The following is a 21128-nucleotide window of genomic DNA, read 5'->3' as shown; positions in this document are numbered from 1 at the left end:
ACCCCGGGGAAGCCCTCAAAACCCCAGGAATGGGGAGTATAGGGGGCTCCGGGGGCCTGGAAGGGGCGTCCCCAAAAGGGATCCGGGAAAAAGGCACCCCCAAAGGGAGCCTGGCCCTCGCTATCATTTTGAAAATAGCGACCGCTGCCCTGCACAGGAGAAGACCCCACCCATAGGACCAGCCGAGCTAATCGTCGCCTTCCAGCATGCAGGTCATGACCGGTTCGCCGTCATCACCAGGACCGACGACAGTGATGATCCGAACACGCTCGCGGCGACCGGGTGCCATCAGGAAAAGAACGTCAAGTTCGAGGTAATCCGTAGCGGATTTGCCGAGGATGGCCGTTCGCAGGACCATGAAGAGATCGTGGAGCCGCCCGAAAACACTTTGCCCCTCGCCTTCCAGGCCAGCCGGCGGCGCGATGTAGGTGTGGAACAGGTTGTCGGTGACGACGGTGTGGATTTTGAAGCCGGCCTCCTTCGCTTGGGCGGTCACGTCGATCAAGACGCCGTCCTCGATGGCCTGGGCGCGGGTGTAAGAGAAAATCAGGTTCCGGTTGTCGTCCATGTTGGCATCCTCCCGTTTAAAATGGAATAAATGGAGTAAGGATACCCTGGCCCAGCCGGAGTGGTCACGGTTTCGGACGCCGGTCCAGCTATGAAAAAAAGGAAAAGGGATTGCTCCAGCCGAAGCCGGACAATCCCTGTTGAAAACAGTCCCAGCCCCATTGCCGAGGCCCCGGTAGGAGCGACGGCGATGAGGCCTTACGATAGGAAGGACTGTTGCCAGTACCGACCCCCGTTTGCCACTGGACAGGCGGTTTTCCCGCATCCAGCGACGCCGGAGTGACGCATTTGAGGTTTGATTTTATAGCAAAAAGCACTAAAGATGATGTATTGTCCGCAATCTGCGGTGGTTTTGAACTAATTTTACTATAATTTGTATTCAAAAAGCTCGTAATTTTTTTATTTGCAGGATTTTAGCATTTAGAAGCGTCACTCCGGTGTATCCCTTACAGATACGCAGCCATCTCGATGTCTCAGGCCCTCACGCCTTTGCGTCTTAATATAAGAGCAAGACAGGGAGACTTTCCTTGGTCATATCGACAGTCACGTCAGCGCCGTCCCGCACCTAATCGCCGCATACGTCAGGGTTCGCACCATTCCCTTCGGTGGCGTCCCTTGAGGCTTGTGAGCCACGGACTTCAAACGGCCGGGTTTTCGTCGACGTATGGGCCAGCGGTTTCGTCCAATTGATGGACTACGGGCCAGTGCTTCGGCATCAGCAACTCCCCCGCCCGGATCGCTCCGTGACGAGTATGCACTTCTCCGGCATCCGCGTTCGATGAGGACGACGCAGCGTGATATCCACGGAGAAGGTGAGGTTTTTTAGCCTTGGTTTTGCTTGGGCAGCAAAGCCATCCGAACTAACATCGGAACTGGACTGTCGAGACTTCAAGGCACACACGACCAACTTATGGACTGGTTTTGCCAAATGTTACAAAATAACTTGTCACGAATTTTTTGATAATATAGTAAAATATTGTCGTTCATGAATATCTATCGGAAACTTTGAATAGATATCGCACCGAACAGGTCGTTTTTCGACTGCCATGTAAGTAGAGATATGATTTAAATAATTTTTTATACATCGGAAGTGGCCCTCCCTGTGGTGTACTGACCCCTCAGGACGCGCTCAGTACACTTTTTTTAAATAATTTCAATATTTTATCTCAAAAGGTACTGAGACTGAGGCCCCCGGGGGTCTCCCCCAAAAACTGTTTTTATTCGGTGGGGCCGGGCGCGGTGCCACCCTTCCAGGGGAGGGTATGCTGGGTGCTCAGTACACGATTTTCTCAGTACAAAATCATTTAACTGTATAAAATTATTAGATTTTTTTGTACTGAGGCTGTCCTGAGAGCCCCAAAACCCTCAGGACAACCCACTTAGAATAGCAAACCTGGACTAGGAGCCGAACGGATTTGGCGGTTCTTGATCGGGACGGAAGTCCATGCCCACTTCGGTTTCAAGGGCGGCGCGTTTGATGCAGTAGGCAGCGGGCTTTGTCCCGTTTATGCGAACTTGGCGCTGGTTTCGACCTTTTGAATCGGCCAGGAGCCAACCGCGCTCGGACCAGACACGGACAGTGGCCGAGACATCGTGCCCAAACTTCTCAAGGAGGTCACATAACGGCTTGCGCAGGAAGGATATATAAGTAAAGGAATCACCGGCGTCAAAGCGCCCAACAAAGCCGCCATGGGGCTCAATCGGGTGTCCAGTACTATCGGACTTATGGCGGCCGTAGAACTTCTGCTGGTTGGCAATGGCCCATTCCGCTACATCACGCAGGGCGGCCAGGGCACGGTCGGCATCTTGGGCGGCGTCGGCAACTGTCGCATCCCAAATACCCCGCAAGACCTCCCGGGTCGGTCGTGGAAGGACCAGCCCCGGAAGTGCCTCCAGCAGACGAAGGGCGGTGAACTCAAGGACGGCGAAGATTTCAGCCAAACGGCCGGCCACGTTATTGCCCTCGGCCAGGGTCGCATAGAACCCTTGAAGCTGCTGGAACTCCTCCTTCCACACAGCCCAGTAGGCGCGGTGCATCAGCAGATGGCGGACCAGATAAGGCCCGGCGAAGCCGTAGTTTGCCATCACGGTCACGTTCACATCCTTGACCAAATCCGGTTGCGGAGCTGAGCCAAACGGTGCTCCCCAGAGCGAAAGGACGCGAGCACGAGCGCCGCCATGTTGTGTGCTGGCCCCGGTGCAGGGCTCCTCACCCGACGAGATCAAGACAGAGCGGAATGATCCGGTGCGTTGTGTTCCCTGGACACTTCCACGGCCACGGCCTTTCCCTGATGCGTAGGCGTAGACCACGGCATTCACCAGAGCACGTGCTTCTTTCTGCGGCAGGCTCGAGAAGACACGCTTGGTGTCGTCGAGGATCAAGGGGAGACCATTGAGCAGGCCACCGGTGCGCTCGACCCAGATGCGTGTGGTATCCCAGGTGTGCAATACGGACGCTTCAGCACGTTCGTCGGGACAGCCCCAGACCGAAGCGGCCAAACGTTGGGTCGAGGTCTTGCCCGTGGAGGTGATGCCCGCTGTTTCGACGACGAAGTTGCTCGCACCGATCAAGGTCAGCAGCGGCGGCGCGAATGAAGCCAGCATGACGACGAAGGGGATAGGATGGACGATGGCGCGATTGGCTGTGGCGAGCCAACCCGTTAACGAACCTGAGCAGACAAAACCGTCCGCCACCTGTTCATCCCCGTCGTCACTGCCACGGAAGACGATAGTGGCGGCTCCGATGGCTGATGGGCCGTTTTTGGTATTGATCGCGGCGGCGGACAACATTCCATCTTGTGTGATGAGGTTGCGGCCCCAGAGAAAGGATTCGTTGCCGTCTTGCCAGCCAAAACGACTGCTAACTTGAATTAACGGGATGCATCGGCGGTTTACAAAGTCGTATGCCGAGAGATACTTGACGAGGAACTCCTTGTGCTCGCTAGTAATAGGGAGTCCGTAGCTTGCCAATGAAACGATATCACGCGTGTCGGCGATGACTTTGCGGTCGACAATCTGAAAATGCCAAGCATCGTCCATGTGCCACGCCAGCTTAACCTGCTCCTTGCCGGTGTGGACGCATTTCAAACGTTCGACGAGGACGATGGCAACGGGAAAGACGTGCTTAAACCCGGCTTGGCCTTTTCCGTTATCGACCCACGCCGCAATCCCGTCATGAAGGCTGAGGTTCATTTTCCCGGGCACAACGGCATTGGCGGATACCGGCGCATCGGGGAGCATGGAGTGAATAGTGGGCAGTTGGGTAGGGGCGGCATTACCCGACGCAGCGGTCATTGTCGCATCCAAAGAAGCCAGCGCTCCAGGCACTGCGACAGCCGCCGAGACTCCTTTGGCATAGCGGGCGGTCACGTTCTGGACGATGTCTTCGACCTCTTGCGTGTCCAGGGGCGGCACACACTTGGCGGCATTTTCAGCCAGCAGGGCTTCGCGGATGGCCTGATCCGACAAACCTTTTGCATGTAAGGAAGCCGCCACCCGGAACAGGGTGTCGTTGCGTTTTGTCTCAGGAATCAAGGCCGGTACCTGGATCGGTTTTGTCGTCGCAGGGACAGCACCACCGAGGGCTGAGGGAGTCGCCACCTTGGGAGCATCCTTGGCCAAGCCCCGGGCCGCGATGATGGTGTCGAGGTCGGCTTCGCTAGCGCGGATGAGCGAAGTGAGCACGGCCAGTTGTTCGGTGAAAGCCGTCGTGTAGTCAGATGCAGGGTCCAGGAGCAGGGTGTGGCCGAATTTGGATGCTTCACCTTGATAGGGCAGTCCGATCAGGTTCCCCAGCGGCTTCGTAGGGCTGAGTTCATCCTGGTTCGGGAACAGACGGTCGAAGCTATTAACCGACACGTCTTCACCGACAAGCCCCGCCTCCTGAAGCAAAGAGAAGGCGACACGGCGAGCTTTCCAGGCAGGCACAGGGGCTGCGAAGAATAAGTAGACGTGGAAGCCCTTGCCGGACTTCGAGCGCAGGACGTAGGGGGTGAGCCCTGCCGTGGTCAGGGCTTCGGCATAGGCCAGGACATCAGCGAGGGGATTGCGGTCGCCACTGTGGTCATCGAAGTCGGCGGCGACGAACCAGCATGTCCCGTCCGGGAGCAAGGGATAAACACCGAGGATGTGCTTGCCCTCGAAATGCCCCTGGAGCAGCGCGTCGGACAAGGGGACGTAGTCGCGGGAGGAACACTTGTCGCAGGCGGTCTTATCACCTGAAGCCTTGGGGCAAATGCCTGTTTTCCAGAAGTTGTTGCAAATTGGCGCGTAGCCTGAGCGCCCGGTTTTGCCGTTCGTGCCGGCAGTTGTGAAGTGCTTGGGGACAACGTCGTCCCGGCCACGGAAGATGGACTTAAACAGCCCGTAATAATCGATTTGCCCGTTCATGATTTTTCTCCAGGTAGCACACATGGGCTCGTGAACCACCACAAGAATCCTGCACCGTCCGCCTATTTGAAAAACGTCGGACGTCGCGTTGAAGACAACAAAAATCCTCAGCCAACGTGTTTTGGCCTGCTTGTGCGGGACGATTGGCGAGGATTCAGGGGCTAATGCAGGTGGGAGGAGAGAAAAATCAATTCTTGTCAGCTACAAATACAATTCTCGTCCGTTTTTTACGAGGCCCACCTCCTTGCAAAAGTCGTTTCAAGTGAAATAATGAGCATTGCACAAACAGAAGTCAAGCCATTGGGTCAAGTGCTTTTTTTGGGCCTGCCAGGCTTTGCGGGGCGTCTCCTGTCTGTGGCTGTGAGCGTCCATTATACGCGCCTGGATACTGGGCGGAGCCGGCGGCGTCGAAGTCCCCCTGTCGCATAAGGCTAGGTGGAGCGGCGTTTTCGCTGGTCGTTGGGCTTGCCCTTTATCTGGCATGAGGCCTCGGCTCGCATGTTCTGTCCTTGGTTGAAAGCCTTGTCGCCGTGCGTATTGTGCAAAAAGAAAAGGGGCACCCCCCTGGCGTAGGAGGTGCCCGGGGCACAGGTTAACGCCCAGTTGCGTCCTTGACTCCGTGGTAAAGGCGCATGAGGCGCTCAAGTTCGATTTCAAGATTCCAGCAACAGCGGCAGGAATCACGGTCCTGAGGAGAGCAGGTCGGTTTACATTTGTTCTTCATCGCCTCAATGGCCGCCTGCGTCTCGGCGGCAAGTTCCATGATAGTCTTCATTTCTTCTTTCTCGAATCTAATTGCCAATCATTGTCATCACATAGCCAGTCACTGGAGTGTCATCTGGCAAACAAACACTCCACATGGCATGTATTCACCGATTTTACAGAGCGATATTGACGTTAAGCGCTGCAAAAAAGTCGCAAAAAGCGTCGAAATCACCCGTGTCATAATGGTCTGCTTCAACTTTTGCTGCCATATTGAGGCTGACTACTGAATCTAACGGGAGTTTGCTTTTCGCGACGTAGTTGTGAACCGCTTCGGCTAATGCCATCTTAAGCTCAAAGGTCAAATGAGAAAAATCTTCAGGGGTTGTCGACATAATTATTCCTTTGTTGAGGTGTGCATTCGTTGCTTCTGCCAATCGCGTGTTGGAGCGGCCGTCTCCGTCCTGCGAAATACTTCTAAGCATCACGCCAAAAATAGGCAATTCCTCGCCTTGCTCAAGGCAGACAACTAGAGTTGTAGACGAGCTCATTACTTTTATCGATCAGTGTGATACTGTCATCATCTTTTTACTAGGCCGGGACAGTGCCCTCTGGTCTTAGATTAATTTTTTGTAATGTTCTGGAGGGCCAGTCTGCGGACCAAGGCACGGCGTTGAACAGGCCACTGCTGGCTGGCCCGGTACTGGGGCACCCAATATGCTCGTCACGGTTGCGGTGGAGGCAATAATCAGGAGGGCTGGTCTTCGGTGTTGGCAGGGTGGTTCAGATTGCCACGCACGTGATACAGCGTTATTTCGTATGAAATTAGTGCTTTACAGTCGAATTAGTCTGTCAGCGAAAGCGGCGGGGTTACTATGCCGGGGCGATCTCGAGCAACGTCAGGACCGGCGTGTCTCGGCCGTCAATCTTTCCAGGGCGGCGTCGAGCTTGATTCGAAAGCTCCGGGCCAGTTCCAAGCCGATTTCCGAGCAGAGCCGAGCCGTCTCACCGCCCTCGCCTACGGACGCGCTGCCCATGACCTTGAACAAGTTCTCCATGGGACGAAAGGCGGCTGCAAGCTCATCCTTCAGGTCAAGTAATTGGTCGTCTCCAAGGTTCATTGGGTGACCCTCCTGGTGGCATTGAGGAATTTGCCAGAAGGGTATCCTGGGCCAAGGAGTTGGTCACGGGTAAAAGGGGGAAAGATTATTTTGCTGCTGCTGGAATCAGGCGGCCCACTGCGCCGACAACGCCTCCGCTTGCTGTAGGACCACCTGGATGGCTGCGTCCTGGAGGTCGGGCGGGTAGCCATGCCGCTTAAGAATCCGCTTCACCAGCACTCGCATCCTGGCACGGGCGCTTTCCCGGTGTGCCCAATCGACGGTGATGCTACCCTTGAGGCTGGTCAATAGCTCATGGGCGATGACCCGCAAGGATGCGTCCCCCATGACATCTACAGCGCTTTGGTTCTCGGCCAGGGCATCATAGAAAGCGATCTCGTCCTGGGACAGCCCAAGTGCCTCACCGCGAAGCCGAGCCTCCCGAATGTCCTTGGCGAGGTTGATCAACTCCTGGATGACCTCGACGGTGCTGACGGCGTTGGTGTGGTACCGGGCAATGGCTTTCTCCAGGCGCTCGGAGAATTTCTTGGTTTCGACCACGTTGGTCCGGGTGCGGGAGTGAATTTCGCCATTCAGGAGCTTTTTCAGCGCCTCCAGGGCGAGGTTCTTCTTCTCCATCTGCTGCACTTCGACCAGGAACTCATCCGACAGGATGGAAATATCCGGTGTATTCAAGCCGGCGGCGGCGAGGATGTCCACGATCTCGGTCGAAGCCACGGCCCGGTTGATGAGTTGCTGGACCGCAAACTCACGCTCAGCCGTGGTTTTTCCTCCTCCGATGCCGGTCTTGGTCAACGCGGCGCGGATGGTTTGGAAGAAGGCGACCTCGTCTCGTATGGACCGCGCCTCATCACTGGCTGCGGCCAGGGCGAACGCCTTGGACAGAGCCAGCACGGCATCCTGAAAACGACGATGGGCTTCTTTCTTCTTGCCGTCGTCGGTTTCCTTCTCGGCGGCCTTATGCTGCTGTTCCAGAATCCAATCCAGGGCCTCGGCCATGACCATGAGCCGGTCATGGGCGGTCCCGGTCATGGCTCGCTGGTAATCGAACCCATGGAACATCGCGGTCACGATTTCAAATTTCTCCATCATGACGGCGACGGCCTTTCCTTCGTCAATGCCTGCCTGGCTCCTGTCGGAAGCTGAGTACTGCCCCAGGGCGTTTTTGAGGCTCTGCCCGATGCCAATGTAATCAACGACGAGCCCGGCCGGCTTGTCACGAAAAACCCGGTTGACCCGGGCAATGGCCTGCATGAGGCCGTGGCCCTTCATGGGCTTGTCGACGTACATGGTGTGCATGGATGGGGCGTCAAAGCCTGTCAGCCACATGTCGCGGACGAGCACCAACTTCAGCGTGTCCTTCGGAGCCTTGGCCCGTTTGGCCAGCAATTCTCGTCGGGCTTTGTTGCCGACATGGGGTTGCCAGTCCGCCGGGTCGGACGCGGAACCGGTCATGACGACTTTGACCACGCCCTCATTGTCATCATCGCTGTGCCACGCCGGCCGTAGGGCCACTATTTCGTTGTAAAGGGCGACACAGATGCGGCGGCTCATACAGACCACCATGGCCTTGCCGTCCATGGCCGCCACCCGATCCTCGAAATGCCGAACAAGGTCCTGGGCGATGAGCTTGAGCCGTTTTTCAGCGCCCACCAGGGCTTCGACCGTGGCCCACTTCCGCTTCAATGCCTCTTGCTCGCTGACGGCGTCGTCCTCGGTCAACTCTTCGATTTCTTCGTCGATCTTGGGCTTTTCCTCGGCGGAGAGTTCGATCCGGGCAAGACGGCTTTCATAATAGAGCGGCACCGTGGCTCCGTCCTCGACGGCGCGGCTGATGTCGTAAATGTCAATGTAGTGACCGAAGACCGCCGGGGTGTTCACGTCGTCTTTTTCAATGGGCGTCCCGGTGAAGCCGATGAAGGAGGCATTGGGCAGGCCATCCCGCAGGTATTTGGCGAATCCGTAGGCGATCTCCCCGGTCTTTTGGGCCACCTTGGCTTTGAACCCGTACTGGCTCCGGTGGGCTTCGTCAGCGATGACCACCACGTTGCGCCGGTCGGTGAGCAAGGGGTATTCCGAGTCGCCCTTCTCGGGTGTGAATTTTTGGATGGTCGTGAAGATGACGCCACCGGACGCACGGTTGAGGGCCTTGCGCAAATCCTCGCGGTTCGTTGCCTGGATGGGCGTCTGCCGGATGAGGTCACGGCACATGGAGAAGGTGTTGAACAACTGGTCGTCGAGATCGTTGCGGTCGGTGATGACCACGATGGTCGGGTTTTCGAGTTCAGGACATCGCACCAACTGGCCGGCGTAAAAAGCCATGAGCAGGCTTTTTCCCGAGCCCTGGGTATGCCAGATGACTCCTGCCCGACGGTCACCCTTGGGCGCGGCCGCCTTGACGGTATGGGCCACGGCATGGCGCACGGCATGGTACTGGTGGTAGCCGGCGATGATCTTGGCAATGCCGGAGCCGGTTTCACCGAAGACGGTGAAGTCGCGGATCAGGTCCAGGAACCGGCGCTTCTCAAAGACCCCCTCGATAAGCACGTGGAGTTCGGGCAGTCCTTTCTTGGCGACCTCTTTCCCGTCCGTGGTGCGCCAGGGCATGAACCGTTCCTGGTTGGCCGTCAGGGAGCCGATGCGGGCTTGGAGGCCATCGGAGGTAACGAGGACGGCATTGGTGCGGAAAAGGGACGTGACCTGGGTCTTGTAGGTTTGCAACTGGTTGAAGGCGGCTTCCAGGTCGGCGTTCTCGGTGCCGGGGTTCTTGAGTTCGATGACGCCAAGTGGCAGACCGTTGACGAAGACCACCACATCGGGGCGGCGGTTGATCTTTCCTTCAATCACCGTGAACTGGTTGACCGCCAGCCAGTCGTTGTTATCCGGGGTGTCAAAGTCGATCAGGCGCACTTTGTCGCCGGCAATGGAGCCGTCGTCTCGGGGGAACTCGACGTCCACACCTTCGACCATCATGCGATGGAGGCGGCGGTTCTCTTCGGTCAGATTAGGGAATTCGGTGGCGATCAGCGCCCGGATGGCGTCGTGCCGGGCCTCGGCCGGGATATGAGGATTAAGGGCCTCCACAGCGGCTTCCAGACGTTTTTGAAGGAAGACGTCTGAGTACGCCTCACGCTCCGGGGCATGGCCGTCAGGGCCGATTTGGAGGTCTGAGGTGGCGGCGTAGCCGAGGCTGCCCAGCGTTTCGAGCAGGACGCCCTCGACGTCTGCTTCGGAGATAAAAGCCATGGCCCCTCCCCTGATTCTTTCCGAAATCGAAATTTTGGCCTTGACTAATTCCCCCCGCTGTCTGATTTACCAACTGTGGGTTGGTCACTGCGTAGCGGGGGCTGGCCCCTTTTTATTTGGGCAAGGTCACAAGCCCGTACCCCTCGATGACGCCTCGTCGGTTTCGTCTGAATTTTTCCTGAACGATGAACCAGTCTTCTTTATCCGGCTTGCCCAAGACGTGGCGACCTATGGGCGAAACTACCAGATCGGCCAATTGAAGGCCGGCGATGTTGTCCTTCTTGGCGCGGAGATTGAGTCCCAAGATGCGGTCCTCGATGTCATGGGCCTGGACGAACCGCGTGCCTTGGATTTTGAGGTTCAACCAAGCAAGGTCAAGCTGGCGATCCAGGGTCGAGTCTCGTTTTTCAGCCACGATCAGCCCTCCCCCGCTCACCCGGCCGACATCAAAGCAAAACCTCTCCACCAGCACGTCGAGACTGAGCAGGTACGGGTCCAGGGCGGCGACGCCGTAGCGGCTGAGGTGCTGGTCCTTATGGATGGCGCAAGCGACAACTGAGAAATCTAGCTGACGGAGCAAGGCGTTCAGGCCGGTGTAGAACTTTGCCCGGAAGGATGAATTCTTTAGCTCCTCGAATCCGTTACGGTTCCTGGTGATGTCAGCGGTGTGCAAGACGATGTCCGTTCGCCCGAACATCTCTTGCTTGAACTCCGCCAAGGCCTGGGCCAGCGCTCCCTCGGCATAGGATTTTCCCATGATCACGCCGCCCAGGACGAACATGGGGTACTGCGGGTCGATCACGGACAGGTTGTGGTCGCCGGACTCGTCGAGAAAGAGGACCTTCATCAGAGCACGGCCCCCACGGCTTTCTCGGCGTCCTTGACGCGGATTTCGCCGGACATGAGCTTGGGAAGAAGGAAGTCGCGGGTTTGGGCGAGGCTGTCGATCTCGGCGTTATTGTGTTCGGCTTTCACCATCAAAGGAACCAAAATCTTACTCAATGTGGAAAGAGTAGCATGTCCCGGCCAAATGATAGGCAAGTTCGCCACGTCGGTGTTTGAAACAAAAGGCTGTGCTGCCCCTTTTTTTATGACATCGATATCTGCATGTCGAAGCGCACAATAAAGCCATTCACCATTACATTGGTCGCGTTGACGAATTAAGGATGCGTTGTTATTTATCCAGGCACGTCCGCGGTGTGCGAAAAATTGCCCACAATAAGCTCCAACCCTTCCTACAGCTATCACAAATCCATCGGCATTGTAACTATCTGTGTAGCCCATTATGCCTGCGCCTCCAAAGACAGGGATGGCACCACACGCAGCAATTTTTTCCTTCTCAAGCTGTTTCCCACCACGTAATTCAGCGAAATCTCCGACCGGCCTGTATTCCCACCCCACTGGCTTCCCCTCGTCATCCAGCGCATCCGGGAACAAATTCCAAATCTCCTGGGCGAGGTAGGGGGCGCGGCCTTCCATCTTGGCTCGCGTAGGGCCGAAGTCCACGAACCAATCCTTGAAGATCGCCCGGGCCATGGCTTCAAGGGTTTCGTTAATGCGGCGGTTCAGGTCGATTTTGTCGTCGAGGGAGCCGAGGATGGCGGCGATGGCTTGTTGTTCTTTCAAGGGAAAATCCGGAACAGGGATGGCTCGGATTGTCGGCATATTAAGGCGTTCTGCGACAGTGCCATCCCGAAAACCATGCAAATGCCGCGATAATATTCCAGAATTAAGCCAGTATCTTAAAAAACGAGAAGCCAACCTTGACCGTTTTGGCCTAATGAGAACCATGCGCTGCCCCAGGCAAACTCTAAGTCCTTTTGGAATCTCGGCAGCTATGCCAAAATATGTACCCTCTCTGCTGTAGAGTATGTCCCCCTCCTCAGGAGTAGCCTTAGACACCCTGTCAAGAAAAGTTTTTTCTGCAACATGTGCGAGCTTAGAAATATCTACGAAACCAGTGCGTATGTCTTGCGATCTGACAAGGAATGGTCCATCTGCAGTAAGCTCTGGCGTTGAATGAGGACAATCAAAAATACCGTCAGCAAGCTCAGCGAGGCAAAACCATCTTCGCCGGACTGCCCACTCAGACGCTTCTACTGGAGTGTGAACTACTGGATGCCTAGACATCTAAAAGCCCTAACCGTACCCGAATCGTCGCAGTCAACCTCTCCGCATCGACAAACTGCCCCTCCAGCCTCTCCTTGAGCGCGACAAATCGCTCCTCAAAGGGCGTGTCGTCATCATCCACGACCTCGGCCCCGACATAGCGCCCCGGCGTCAGCACATAGCCATGGCCCTTGATCTCCTCCAACGAAGCTGCCTTGCAGAAGCCGGGCACGTCCTCATATTCACCCGTGTCCTTCTCACCGCGCCATGCGTGGTAGGTGCCAGCTATCTTGGCGATGTCCTCGGCCGAGAACTCCCGACGGGTGCGGTCAACCAGATGACCGAGCTTGCGGGCGTCGATGAAAAGCACCTCACCCCGGCGGTCCCTGAAGCCGTGGTTGGCCTTGTCGCGAGCCAGAAACCACAGGCAGGCCGGAATCTGGGTCGAATAGAATAGCTGCCCAGGCAGGGCGATCATGCAATCCACTACGTCGGCTTCGAGCATGGCCTTGCGGATGTCACCTTCACCGGACTGGCTCGACGACATGGAGCCGTTGGCCAGAACCACGCCGGCCGTCCCGTTCGGACCAAGATGGTGAAAGATATGCTGCAACCAAGCGAAGTTGGCGTTCCCGGCAGGCGGGATGCCGAAACTCCAGCGTACATCTTCCCGCAACCGCTCCCCGCCCCAGTCGGAAATATTGAAGGGAGGATTGGCCAGGATGAAGTCGGCCCGCAGGTCCTTGAGTTCATCCTTGTGGAAGCTGCCCTCGCTGTTCCAGCGGATGTCAGAGTCGATGCCCCGGACAGCCAAGTTCATCTTGCACAGCCGCCACGTGGTGTAGTTCGACTCCTGCCCGTAAATGGCGATGTCGCCGAGGCGGCCGCCGTGCTCGGCCACGAACTTGTTGGACTGGACGAACATACCGCCGGAACCGCAGCAGGGGTCGTAGACGCGGCCCTTGAAGGGCTCCAGCATATCGACCAGCACCCGGACCACGGACCGGGGCGTATAGAACTCGCCCCCGCGCTTACCTTCCGAGCCGGCAAACTGGCTGAGGAAATATTCGTAGACCCGGCCCAGGACGTCCCTGGACTGCCCCTGCTCGGTCCCAAGGCCGATGCCGGAGATGAGGTCGATCAACTCCCCGAGCATCACCTTATTGAGGGCAGGCCGGGCATAATCCTTGGGCAGCACACCCTTGAGGCTCTCGTTCTTGGCCTCGATGGCAACCAGGGCGTCATCGACGATCTTACCAATGCCGGGCTGCTTGGCGTTGGCCTGGAGATGGGACCAGCGAGCTTCCTTGGGCACCCAGAAGATGTTTTCGGCCAGATACTCGTCCGGGTCCTCGGCGCAGGATGGGTCTTCGGCCGTCAGGGCCGCATGCTTGGCTTCAAAGCTATCGGAAATGTGCTTGAGGAAGATCAGGCCCAGCGCGACGTGCTTGTAGTCCGAGGGCTCCATATTGCCCCGGAGCTTGTCAGCGGCCTTGAAAAGCTCGCCCTCAAAGCCGAGATTTGCACCCGTCCCGTTGCTTTTACCGTTGGCGGTGCCAGCAGGCTTAGGAGTTCGCCCTTTGGGCTTGGGGGATGTACGCTCCGGCATATCGACCAAAGTGGCCTGGGCTTCTTGGGCGACCGGGGCTTCGCCAGCCAGTGCGACAGACCCGCCACGTCCCCTTCCTTTAATGATAAGGCCGGCGGCCAGGAGTTCGTCGCGAACCTCGTCATAGGCCTTCTCAGCCCAGTTCAGCGCCTCACGGAGTCGTATATTGCCAGCGCTCCCGCCGAGATCGGCAAGGGCCTGAAGAAATTTGTCGTGTTGCTCTTGCGAAGCCATGAGCCGATACCTTATGTTTTAGGAGGGTACGCCCAGACGCGTCACCGATGGCGATGCCGGCGCAGATTGCCCCGGGAGGCTACCCTAACCAGATGTATCGGAATGGTTATGGTTGAAAGCTTCGTTCGTCAATCGGAATGGTCGGCGGGCGGCAAGCAAATCGCGCAGGCAGGTTCGGAGTCTTTTTACCCTGACAACGCTGAAATCCGGGACAGTATGACCGTTCAGGTGAAAGTCGTTCGCCTACGGGGTGTCATTTATGTCTGTAAAAGACAATTTCCTTGCCTACCTAGCCTTCTATGGAAAAGATGAGCCGAACGGGCTTACTCAAGCAAAATATGCGCAACGCGCCTATGCCGAGTACGAAGAAGACGGGTGCTTATACTTTAAAATGGAACGCCATCGCAGCGCCCTGGGGGCAACCTATACGCGAGGATTGCCAATGGCAGCCTTCGCGACGAGAATTGACAAATATCAATACGACCCTAAAGACAACAGCACATCAGTTGTCGAATCCGTAGAAGAGTCTTTGGATTTTAAATCCATCGACTACGACCGCCTGGCCGAAGAAATGTGCTTTGATTTCGGCTTCGAATTTCAAGACAACGCGGAAAATGGATATATCCTGAAGGAGCACCTGACGGGTGATTCTTGGATTGTCTCTCAAGACGAAGATTTCAAAGGGTGCATAGATGAAATATTGCTGTTATTTGATGAGTATTTCGAGATCATCTTGAATACAGAAAATATCGACAAAGAAAATGCTAAAAAATTTGTAGTGAACTTTAAAGAATCTGCGTCAGAATACCTTCGAGAAAAGATTGAAATGGCCTGGGATGATGCAGAGTTCGAGGAATAGTCCGGGTGCAGGCGGGCAAACGCCCAGGCAAAATCCGACGGTTTTCCGATGAAAAGACAGGAGAAACCGCCCCTGGATAACCTCCCGGGTGGCTAACCTCTGGATAACCGCCAGGGGCCGGGCATGGGTCGTTTTAGCCGAAAAATGTTATCCACCCTGAAAATTTATCCAATTATTTCAATGTAAAAACCTCGTCTTTGCTCCTTTGGGAGCAGGATGCGTCAAACGCAAGGGCTTAACATCATGTAATAATGGCGAATGCCTGAAAATATCAGGTCAGGATGCAGCTTCCTGTGTAGCAGGATGCACCTCGGCGGCATAACAGAAAGCCCCTACAGCCAGACAGAGACTGCGGGGGCTACTTATTTCGTAGTATGACATTATCAGTGGCGGTCGTGTCTGCCACGGCCAGTTCCACGTGGAAAGTGCTGCCGTGCTCGCCGTCGGACTCAGCCCAAATGCGGCCGTGGTAGTGGTCCACGATGCGGCGACAGATAGCCAGACCCAGGCCCACTCCATGGGGCTTATGCTCCGGGGAGTCATCCCGGCGGACCTGATGGAAGTTATCGAAGATGCGTTCCAATTCCTGGGGCGGGATGCCGATGCCTTGGTCCGCGACTGTTAGGCGCAGGACGTTGCCCGTGCATCGGGCTTTCAACTCCACCGTCCCCTGGGGGGTGAATTTGATGGCATTGGACAGGAGGTTAATGAGCACCTGGAGCAGGCGTTCGGGGTCGATGATGGTCTTGGGCATGTGATCCGGCAGGCTGCTGATCAAACGCGTCCGGGGGGCTTTGTCGAGCACGCCCTCAACGGCCCGAAGCGCCCGGTGCCCAAGTTTTACCACATCCACCTCCCGGTCGCGCCATTGGATGCTGCCGGATTCGATCTTGGCTAAGTCCAAAACGTCGTTGATCAGTGAGGTAAGGCGGTCACCCTCCTCAATGATGATGGCGATGTTGCCGTCAATTCGCCGGGCCAGGGCATGAGCTTTTGGGCCGGTCCGGTCTGAACGCTCAAGCTTGGCGAAATCGCGGTGGATGAGCTTGGCGAACCCGAGCACTGAGGTCATGGGGGTGCGCAACTCGTGGGAAACCGACGAGATGAAATCGCTTTTGAGCTTGTCGAGTTCCATGAGCCGGTGATTGGCCTCGGCGAGCTCTTCGGCCTTGCGCGACAAGGCAACAAGGCTATCCTCCAGACGGACGATGGCCTCGCTGCGGTCCTCCCGAGCCTTCTTGAGTGCGGCGGTCATCTCGTTGAACGAGGCGGCCAGTTCGCCAATGATATCTTTGGTCTCAATGTCCAAGGAGATTTCCAGGCGGCCGTCGCGAACCCGGGTCATGGCGTCCCGTAGGCGGGTCACCGGGCGTATGACCATGCGCTTGATGATAACGTGCAGGGTCAGGCTCATGATGACGAAAAGGGTGAGCAATAGGGCCAGGAAGAAATTGTAGGAGCTCTGGGCTTCCCGCTGCAGCTTGCTGAGGTCGAAGCGGATCCTGACGTAGCCCACCCGTTCGCCGATGACCTCCACCATGGTGGTCAGGACGGCCACCCGAAGGTCCCGGTAGTCGGTCTCGACAAACTGCGGCACCTGGTCGAGCTGGTCGAGCTCGGCTCGAGTCAAGTCAGCGGCCTCGCCGCTGGTATCCTCCAGGGCCTTGCCCTCCGGGTTGAAGGCAGTGACCGTCACGATGTCATGGACGAAGCGCATCTTTTGTAGGGTGTCGGCCAGAGCCAAGCGCTTGCCGCCGAATATCTCGTTTCCGATGTCCTCGCGTCGCAGCTCATACAGTGTCAGAAGCTGGAAGCGTATCTGCTCCAGATTGTCTGCACGACGTTTCTGTTCATAGCTGGTTAAGATGATCCCATAAACAACAATGACCATGATGCCGGTCAACAAGAGGGGGAGGAATATTCGGCGGGTCAGGTTGTCCATGGGTGGTGGCGCGCTCAGTTGGGGTCTTCGTTCCTGTAATATGCCTGTTTTCCTTTCCGGATGCGCATGATCACCGCACTCTTGGCGGGATCGCCATTGGCGAGAAAGCTGATGGCACCGGTCACTCCCGGATAGTTCCTGGTGTTGGCCAGGGCGTCGCGGATGGCGGCACGGTCCGGGGTGCCCGCCCTGGCTGCGGCGTCGGCCAAGAGCATAAGAGCATCGTAAGCCAAAACCACTGGCGCGACCAATTCGGCTTCTCCTTGCCGGACCATTAAATCTAGGGAGGCGGGTGTGGCGCTCCGGGGATGCCAGTGGGTGCAGTAGTAGCCGTCATCGAGTTCAGAGCCGCCCTTAGCGTAAAAGGCTGGTGAGTCCCAGCCGTCGCCACCTAGCAGGATGCAGGTAGCGCCTTCACGAACGATCTGGGCGGCGATGGTGCCGGATTCGTCGTGTCCGGGGATGAAGCAGACCTGGGCCTTGGCGGCCTTGGCAGCCTGTACCACCTCCCGGTAGCTGGGCTGCCCATGCTTATAGTGTATGTCCGGGGCCATAATACCACCCCGTAACGTGAATTCCCGAGAAAATTCCTTGGCCAAGTCCAGGCTGTAGTCGTCGTCGATGTCCACCAGCACCACGGCGGTCCCGGCGCGCAGGTCCTCCCTGGCGAACCGGGCCATGACCTTGCCCTGGAAGGCGTCGGTGTAGCAGACGCGGAAGATGTAATCGCCAACCTGGGTCAGTGCCGGGCTGGTAGAGATGTCAGAGATCATGGGTATGCCGTGACGCTGGGCCACCTGGGCGGCGGCCAGGGAATGGCTGCTCCAGGAACAGCCGACAATAGCTCGCACCCCTATCCGGGCGGCCTCCTCGGCGGCCACCTTGGCACCGATGGGTGTGCTGCGGTTGTCCAGTTCAAAGATCTCCAAGGGCTCGCCCAGGATTCCGCCCCGGGCATTGATTTCAGCTGCCGCCAACCGCACGCCGCGCAGGTTGTCTGCGTTTTGGCTCGCGGCCTGTCCGGTTTTGGCGAAAATGGCCGCCACCTTGAACGACTCGGCGTATCCTGGCCCGGCCCAGAGCAGAGCCAAGAGCGAGACAATCGTGAGAAAAACGCGCATCATGGTTGCCTTGGAGAAATTCCAGATTGGAGGTCAAAGACGGTTTCGAAACTCGGCCGTTGTTCACCGGTTTTGAGAATGACTGCGCCCCGGCCCACGGGGTTGCGGGACGCGTCGAAGGCGATGGAGCCAGTGACGCCCACGAAGCTGCTGGTGTCGGCCAGGGCCTGGCGTATTAGAGCGGGTTGGGTAGAACCGGCCCGCTCAATGGCTTCGACCACAAGCAGCAGAGCATCGTAAGCCATGGCCGTATCCATGGAGTCCCGCAGATGCGACCCGGAGGCCTCAAGGAAATCCTGGCGCACGGACGCGTTGCCCGAGACAGGCAAATCCGGGTGCCAAAACGTCGAGTAGTAGTTGCCTTCCAGGCCCTGTATGTCGTGGTCGTATAAATCCGACCATGCGTCCCCGCCCAGGAAGACAGTATTGATGCCTAAGGACCGGGCTTGACGTATGATCAGGCCTACATCCAGGCCATAGCCGGGCACGAAGATTACGTTCGGGTCGAGCCTTTGAACCTGGGCTAGCTGGGGGGTGAAGTCCAGGGACTTGGCTCGGTAATCGGCTGTATAGACCACCTTGCCTCCGGCGGCCATGAACTCCTCGGCAAACACCTTGGCCAAGCCTTGGCTGTAGTCCTCGTCGGCGCTGGCCAGGACCGCGCAGGTGGCCGCGTTTAGTCGTTCACGGGCGAATCGGGCCATAACCCGGCCCTGAAAATCGTCCGTAAAGCAGGTCCGGAAGATGTGGTCCCCGACCTGGGTTACCCGAGTGTTGGTGGACAGAGGCGTGATCATGGGGATGCCGGCCGCCTGGAGGACCGGGGCGGCGGCCAGGGAATGGGAGCTCCAGATCGGCCCGAGCACTGCGGCGACCCCCAGACGCACGGCTTCCTGAGCGGCTCTCCTGGAGCCCAGGGACGTACTTTGGTTATCCAGAACCGTCAGTTCAAGGGGGCTCCCGAGGCAGCCCCCGCGGGAGTTGATCTTGGCCGCAGCCAAATACAGGCCCCTAAGGGAGGCCTGGTTGTGCACCGAGGCCATACCGCTAGTGGCCGCGATGACCGCCAGGTGAACGGCCGTGGAGCCGCTCTTTGCTGGGCCGGCGAGGACCGGGATCAGAAGCATGACCATGGCGAGGAACAGGCCGATCCCGAGCAGTGCGCTGCGATGCATCCTGTGCCTTCCGGTTTAAGGGTTGAAGCCGGGCAAGGGATGCGCTCCGTCTTTTCCCTGACCATCAGGCTATATCATGAGTATTTCTGATTACAGTTTTTTGGCGTTCGCGCAAGGGCTCCGTACGGGACTGGGTTCCATACGGGAAGCTACGTTTTGAGGGCTCTTGGCAAAAAATCTTCGCAAGTCTCTTCCCCACCCTCTCTCATGACCCCTTCGCGACTGCCCCCGCCGGTCCGGGTTCTCATACCCCAACAGGATGACAAGCCGGTCCCCACCTGCTACCAGCCACTCCTATGGAATGGATCATCGCCGCAGCCCTTGCCATGGGCGTTCTTGCCATGGTGGCAGCCTTCGTCTTGAGGAACAAGCGCCATGACGCCGGCAGTGTGCCCGGCCGCTTCGACTTCGACGGCTACAAGGAAGGCGAGCTTACCCGGCGCGGCGTCTTCGACAAGACGAAATGGCATTGACCCGGCAAAGATAAAGCGGCCCACCTCCACCCGGGAGGCAGCCGTTCATGATCCGATTGCCGAGGTCCGGGCCTGGCTGTATCAGTTTTGCCTCAGGGTAAACCGCCCCTGGACAACCTCCCGTGTGGCTAACCTCTGGATAACCGCCAGGGGCCGGGCATGGGTCGTTTTAGCCAGAAAATGTTATCCACCCCTGAAAAATATCCAATTATTTCAATATAAATGTCTCGTCTTTGCTCCTTTGGGAGCAGGATGCCGGGTGTTCAAATCACCTCGCCCCGACCAATAGATTTCAAGGGGATAGGCCGTGTTCGGCCTGTCCCCTTTATCTTTTGGATAACCGGGTTGGATAACCTCTCGGCCAACCATACAGGATAACGAGGGAATTTTAGATAACATTCGGGCAGGATGCGGCCCACAAACGGGCAGGCTGCGGGCTGTCCCACATGGGACAATCCAGTGGAACGCCCAACGTAGGCACCCTGCGCAAAAAAAAGGGCACCCCTTCTGGGATGCCCAATAAACAATCGAATCGCTGGCCCGACTATTCCAGCCGAGGTAACCGAGCTATGGTTCGGCGCTTCTCGTCGCCGAGCAGGTGGTAATAGTTGTTGGCGGTCATCTGAATCGAAGAGTGGCCCATAAGCTTGCTCACCGCCGAGAGGTCCCCTCCCTCGTTCAGGAGGGTCGTGGCGAAGAGGTGCCGGACGTCGTACAGCACTACGGGATAGGTGATCCCGGCCCGCCGGCATGCCGTCCTCATGGCCCGGCTGATCTGCTTCACCGGCCGTCCGTGATACTCCACGATTCGTTCGCACTGCGCCGTGGCCTTCTTCTCCTGGAGGCGCGCCAGAAACTCGTCGGAGAGCGGGACGGTCCGCCTCGTGTTGGTCTTGGTCGCGAACACGTTGATGGTCTTCTCGGCCCAGCTGATGTCGTCCCAGGTCAGGGCAAGCAGTTCCGATGGCCCGGTCCGCACCCCAAGGTTCCAGGCGACCTCGATGGCCCAGGCCAAATGGGGTTCGGCTGCGGCCTTGATCTGCTGGAGATCATCGACCGTGAGCTTCGTATCCCGGGGCTTCTCCCTGGGCTTATGCCACTGGCGCAGCGGGTTCTTCTCGATAAGGTCGTGCTCCACTCCGAATTTGAAAACCGTCTTCAAATAGGACAGATACCGCCCTCGAGTCACCGGCGATCGATTCTCGTAGGCCTTGGCCACAATTTTAACGATTTCATCGTACTTGATCTCCTCGACTGGGCGCTGTGCGAAGACGGGGATGAGGTGCCGCTTCAAGAACGATTTGATCTCGTTCAGGGTGCGGATCGACGTCCCCTCGACCTTCCGGGAGTTAATGTACATCTGGGCCAGCTGGTCGAGATAAAGCTTGCCGGTGACGGCCACCTCTTCGGAGATGGCCTCTGGGGTGCGCGGCTGCACGGAACCGTGGTCCTTGACCTGCTTGTCAAATTTCTGGGCAGCCCTGCGTCCTTCCCGGCCTTTGCCGAAGGTCTTGGTCGTCTGCTTGCCCTCGGCGTTCCGATAGGCGACGTAGTAGGTGCCGTTGTTCTTTCGCATGTGAA

General features: G+C 57.4%; 15 protein-coding genes. 2 read left to right on the top strand and 13 right to left on the bottom strand.

Going from position 1 to position 21128, the window contains the following annotated elements:
• Positions 1 to 187: 187 nt before the first annotated feature.
• From DMR_RS07035 to DMR_RS06995, 9 genes are all read right to left on the bottom strand, one after another.
• Positions 188 to 568, bottom strand: coding sequence for a DUF6573 family protein (locus DMR_RS07035; RefSeq protein ID WP_043600240.1), 381 nt, complete (start codon positions 566 to 568; stop codon positions 188 to 190).
• A gap of 1397 nt (positions 569 to 1965) precedes the next feature.
• The gene (locus tag DMR_RS07030; RefSeq protein WP_015860223.1) at positions 1966 to 4956 is read right to left on the bottom strand and encodes a TOTE conflict system archaeo-eukaryotic primase domain-containing protein; all 2991 of its coding nucleotides are present in this window, start codon (positions 4954 to 4956) and stop codon (positions 1966 to 1968) included.
• A 592-nt stretch (positions 4957 to 5548) separates the two neighbouring features.
• On the bottom strand, positions 5549 to 5719 hold the full coding sequence (locus DMR_RS07025) for a hypothetical protein (protein ID WP_232502892.1): 171 nt from the start codon (positions 5717 to 5719) through the stop codon (positions 5549 to 5551).
• 115 nt (positions 5720 to 5834) lie between these two features.
• A complete protein-coding gene (locus DMR_RS24395) occupies positions 5835 to 6209 on the bottom strand; it encodes a hypothetical protein (RefSeq protein ID WP_148208382.1) in 375 nt (124 codons plus the stop codon).
• Positions 6210 to 6557: 348 nt separating this feature from the next.
• Positions 6558 to 6779: a hypothetical protein gene (locus DMR_RS07015; RefSeq protein ID WP_015860221.1), complete on the bottom strand. Its 222-nt coding sequence runs from the start codon at positions 6777 to 6779 to the stop codon at positions 6558 to 6560.
• A gap of 105 nt (positions 6780 to 6884) precedes the next feature.
• Positions 6885 to 10025 carry a type I restriction endonuclease subunit R gene (locus DMR_RS07010; RefSeq protein ID WP_015860220.1) on the bottom strand — a complete coding sequence of 1047 codons (3141 nt, stop codon included), beginning with the start codon at positions 10023 to 10025 and terminating at the stop codon, positions 6885 to 6887.
• Between the two features lie 112 nt (positions 10026 to 10137).
• On the bottom strand, positions 10138 to 10872 hold the full coding sequence (locus DMR_RS07005) for a DUF3800 domain-containing protein (protein ID WP_015860219.1): 735 nt from the start codon (positions 10870 to 10872) through the stop codon (positions 10138 to 10140).
• Positions 10872 to 12155, bottom strand: a complete 1284-nt coding sequence (locus DMR_RS23255; RefSeq protein WP_015860218.1) for a restriction endonuclease subunit S — start codon at positions 12153 to 12155, stop codon at positions 10872 to 10874. Before DMR_RS23255 ends, DMR_RS07005 begins: the two co-directional genes overlap by 1 nt.
• Positions 12148 to 13977 carry a type I restriction-modification system subunit M gene (locus DMR_RS06995; RefSeq protein WP_232502891.1) on the bottom strand — a complete coding sequence of 610 codons (1830 nt, stop codon included), beginning with the start codon at positions 13975 to 13977 and terminating at the stop codon, positions 12148 to 12150. Before DMR_RS06995 ends, DMR_RS23255 begins: the two co-directional genes overlap by 8 nt.
• 259 nt (positions 13978 to 14236) lie before the next feature.
• On the opposite strand from DMR_RS06995, the gene DMR_RS06990 reads away from it, so the two are divergent.
• Positions 14237 to 14836, top strand: a complete 600-nt coding sequence (locus DMR_RS06990; protein ID WP_015860216.1) for a hypothetical protein — start codon at positions 14237 to 14239, stop codon at positions 14834 to 14836.
• Between the two features lie 358 nt (positions 14837 to 15194).
• Here DMR_RS06990 and DMR_RS22355 read toward each other — a convergent pair whose 3' ends face one another.
• From DMR_RS22355 to DMR_RS06975, 3 genes are all read right to left on the bottom strand, one after another.
• The gene (locus DMR_RS22355) at positions 15195 to 16727 is read right to left on the bottom strand and encodes a HAMP domain-containing sensor histidine kinase (protein ID WP_158304246.1); all 1533 of its coding nucleotides are present in this window, start codon (positions 16725 to 16727) and stop codon (positions 15195 to 15197) included.
• 65 nt (positions 16728 to 16792) lie between these two features.
• A complete protein-coding gene (locus DMR_RS06980) occupies positions 16793 to 17902 on the bottom strand; it encodes an ABC transporter substrate-binding protein (RefSeq protein WP_015860214.1) in 1110 nt (369 codons plus the stop codon).
• Complete coding sequence (locus tag DMR_RS06975) at positions 17899 to 19074, bottom strand: ABC transporter substrate-binding protein (RefSeq protein ID WP_015860213.1); 1176 nt, start codon at positions 19072 to 19074, stop codon at positions 17899 to 17901. Before DMR_RS06975 ends, DMR_RS06980 begins: the two co-directional genes overlap by 4 nt.
• 296 nt (positions 19075 to 19370) lie before the next feature.
• On the opposite strand from DMR_RS06975, the gene DMR_RS25030 reads away from it, so the two are divergent.
• Positions 19371 to 19547, top strand: coding sequence for a hypothetical protein (locus DMR_RS25030; protein WP_015860212.1), 177 nt, complete (start codon positions 19371 to 19373; stop codon positions 19545 to 19547).
• Between the two features lie 544 nt (positions 19548 to 20091).
• On the opposite strand, the gene DMR_RS06970 is transcribed toward DMR_RS25030, so the two are convergent.
• A complete protein-coding gene (locus DMR_RS06970; RefSeq protein WP_232502890.1) occupies positions 20092 to 21123 on the bottom strand; it encodes a tyrosine-type recombinase/integrase in 1032 nt (343 codons plus the stop codon).
• Positions 21124 to 21128: the final 5 nt, after the last annotated feature.

Origin of the sequence: Solidesulfovibrio magneticus RS-1 (genome assembly GCF_000010665.1) — a bacterium.
Lineage (GTDB): Bacteria > Desulfobacterota > Desulfovibrionia > Desulfovibrionales > Desulfovibrionaceae > Solidesulfovibrio > Solidesulfovibrio magneticus.
Note: the sequence above shows the minus strand (reverse complement) of the source record. Positions and strands in the feature narration are given on the sequence as shown.

What these genes read in the sequence shown, in the direction of transcription:
- DMR_RS07035 (WP_043600240.1), bottom strand. Translation starts at nt 568, where the DNA reads ATGGACGACAACCGGAACCTGATTTTCTCTTACACCCGCGCCCAGGCC.
- DMR_RS07030 (WP_015860223.1), bottom strand. Translation starts at nt 4,956, where the DNA reads ATGAACGGGCAAATCGATTATTACGGGCTGTTTAAGTCCATCTTCCGT.
- DMR_RS07025 (WP_232502892.1), bottom strand. Translation starts at nt 5,719, where the DNA reads ATGGAACTTGCCGCCGAGACGCAGGCGGCCATTGAGGCGATGAAGAAC.
- DMR_RS24395 (WP_148208382.1), bottom strand. Translation starts at nt 6,209, where the DNA reads ATGAGCTCGTCTACAACTCTAGTTGTCTGCCTTGAGCAAGGCGAGGAA.
- DMR_RS07015 (WP_015860221.1), bottom strand. Translation starts at nt 6,779, where the DNA reads ATGAACCTTGGAGACGACCAATTACTTGACCTGAAGGATGAGCTTGCA.
- DMR_RS07010 (WP_015860220.1), bottom strand. Translation starts at nt 10,025, where the DNA reads ATGGCTTTTATCTCCGAAGCAGACGTCGAGGGCGTCCTGCTCGAAACG.
- DMR_RS07005 (WP_015860219.1), bottom strand. Translation starts at nt 10,872, where the DNA reads ATGAAGGTCCTCTTTCTCGACGAGTCCGGCGACCACAACCTGTCCGTG.
- DMR_RS23255 (WP_015860218.1), bottom strand. Translation starts at nt 12,155, where the DNA reads ATGTCTAGGCATCCAGTAGTTCACACTCCAGTAGAAGCGTCTGAGTGG.
- DMR_RS06995 (WP_232502891.1), bottom strand. Translation starts at nt 13,977, where the DNA reads ATGGCTTCGCAAGAGCAACACGACAAATTTCTTCAGGCCCTTGCCGAT.
- DMR_RS06990 (WP_015860216.1), top strand. Translation starts at nt 14,237, where the DNA reads ATGTCTGTAAAAGACAATTTCCTTGCCTACCTAGCCTTCTATGGAAAA.
- DMR_RS22355 (WP_158304246.1), bottom strand. Translation starts at nt 16,727, where the DNA reads ATGGTCATTGTTGTTTATGGGATCATCTTAACCAGCTATGAACAGAAA.
- DMR_RS06980 (WP_015860214.1), bottom strand. Translation starts at nt 17,902, where the DNA reads ATGATGCGCGTTTTTCTCACGATTGTCTCGCTCTTGGCTCTGCTCTGG.
- DMR_RS06975 (WP_015860213.1), bottom strand. Translation starts at nt 19,074, where the DNA reads ATGCATCGCAGCGCACTGCTCGGGATCGGCCTGTTCCTCGCCATGGTC.
- DMR_RS25030 (WP_015860212.1), top strand. Translation starts at nt 19,371, where the DNA reads ATGGAATGGATCATCGCCGCAGCCCTTGCCATGGGCGTTCTTGCCATG.
- DMR_RS06970 (WP_232502890.1), bottom strand. Translation starts at nt 21,123, where the DNA reads ATGCGAAAGAACAACGGCACCTACTACGTCGCCTATCGGAACGCCGAG.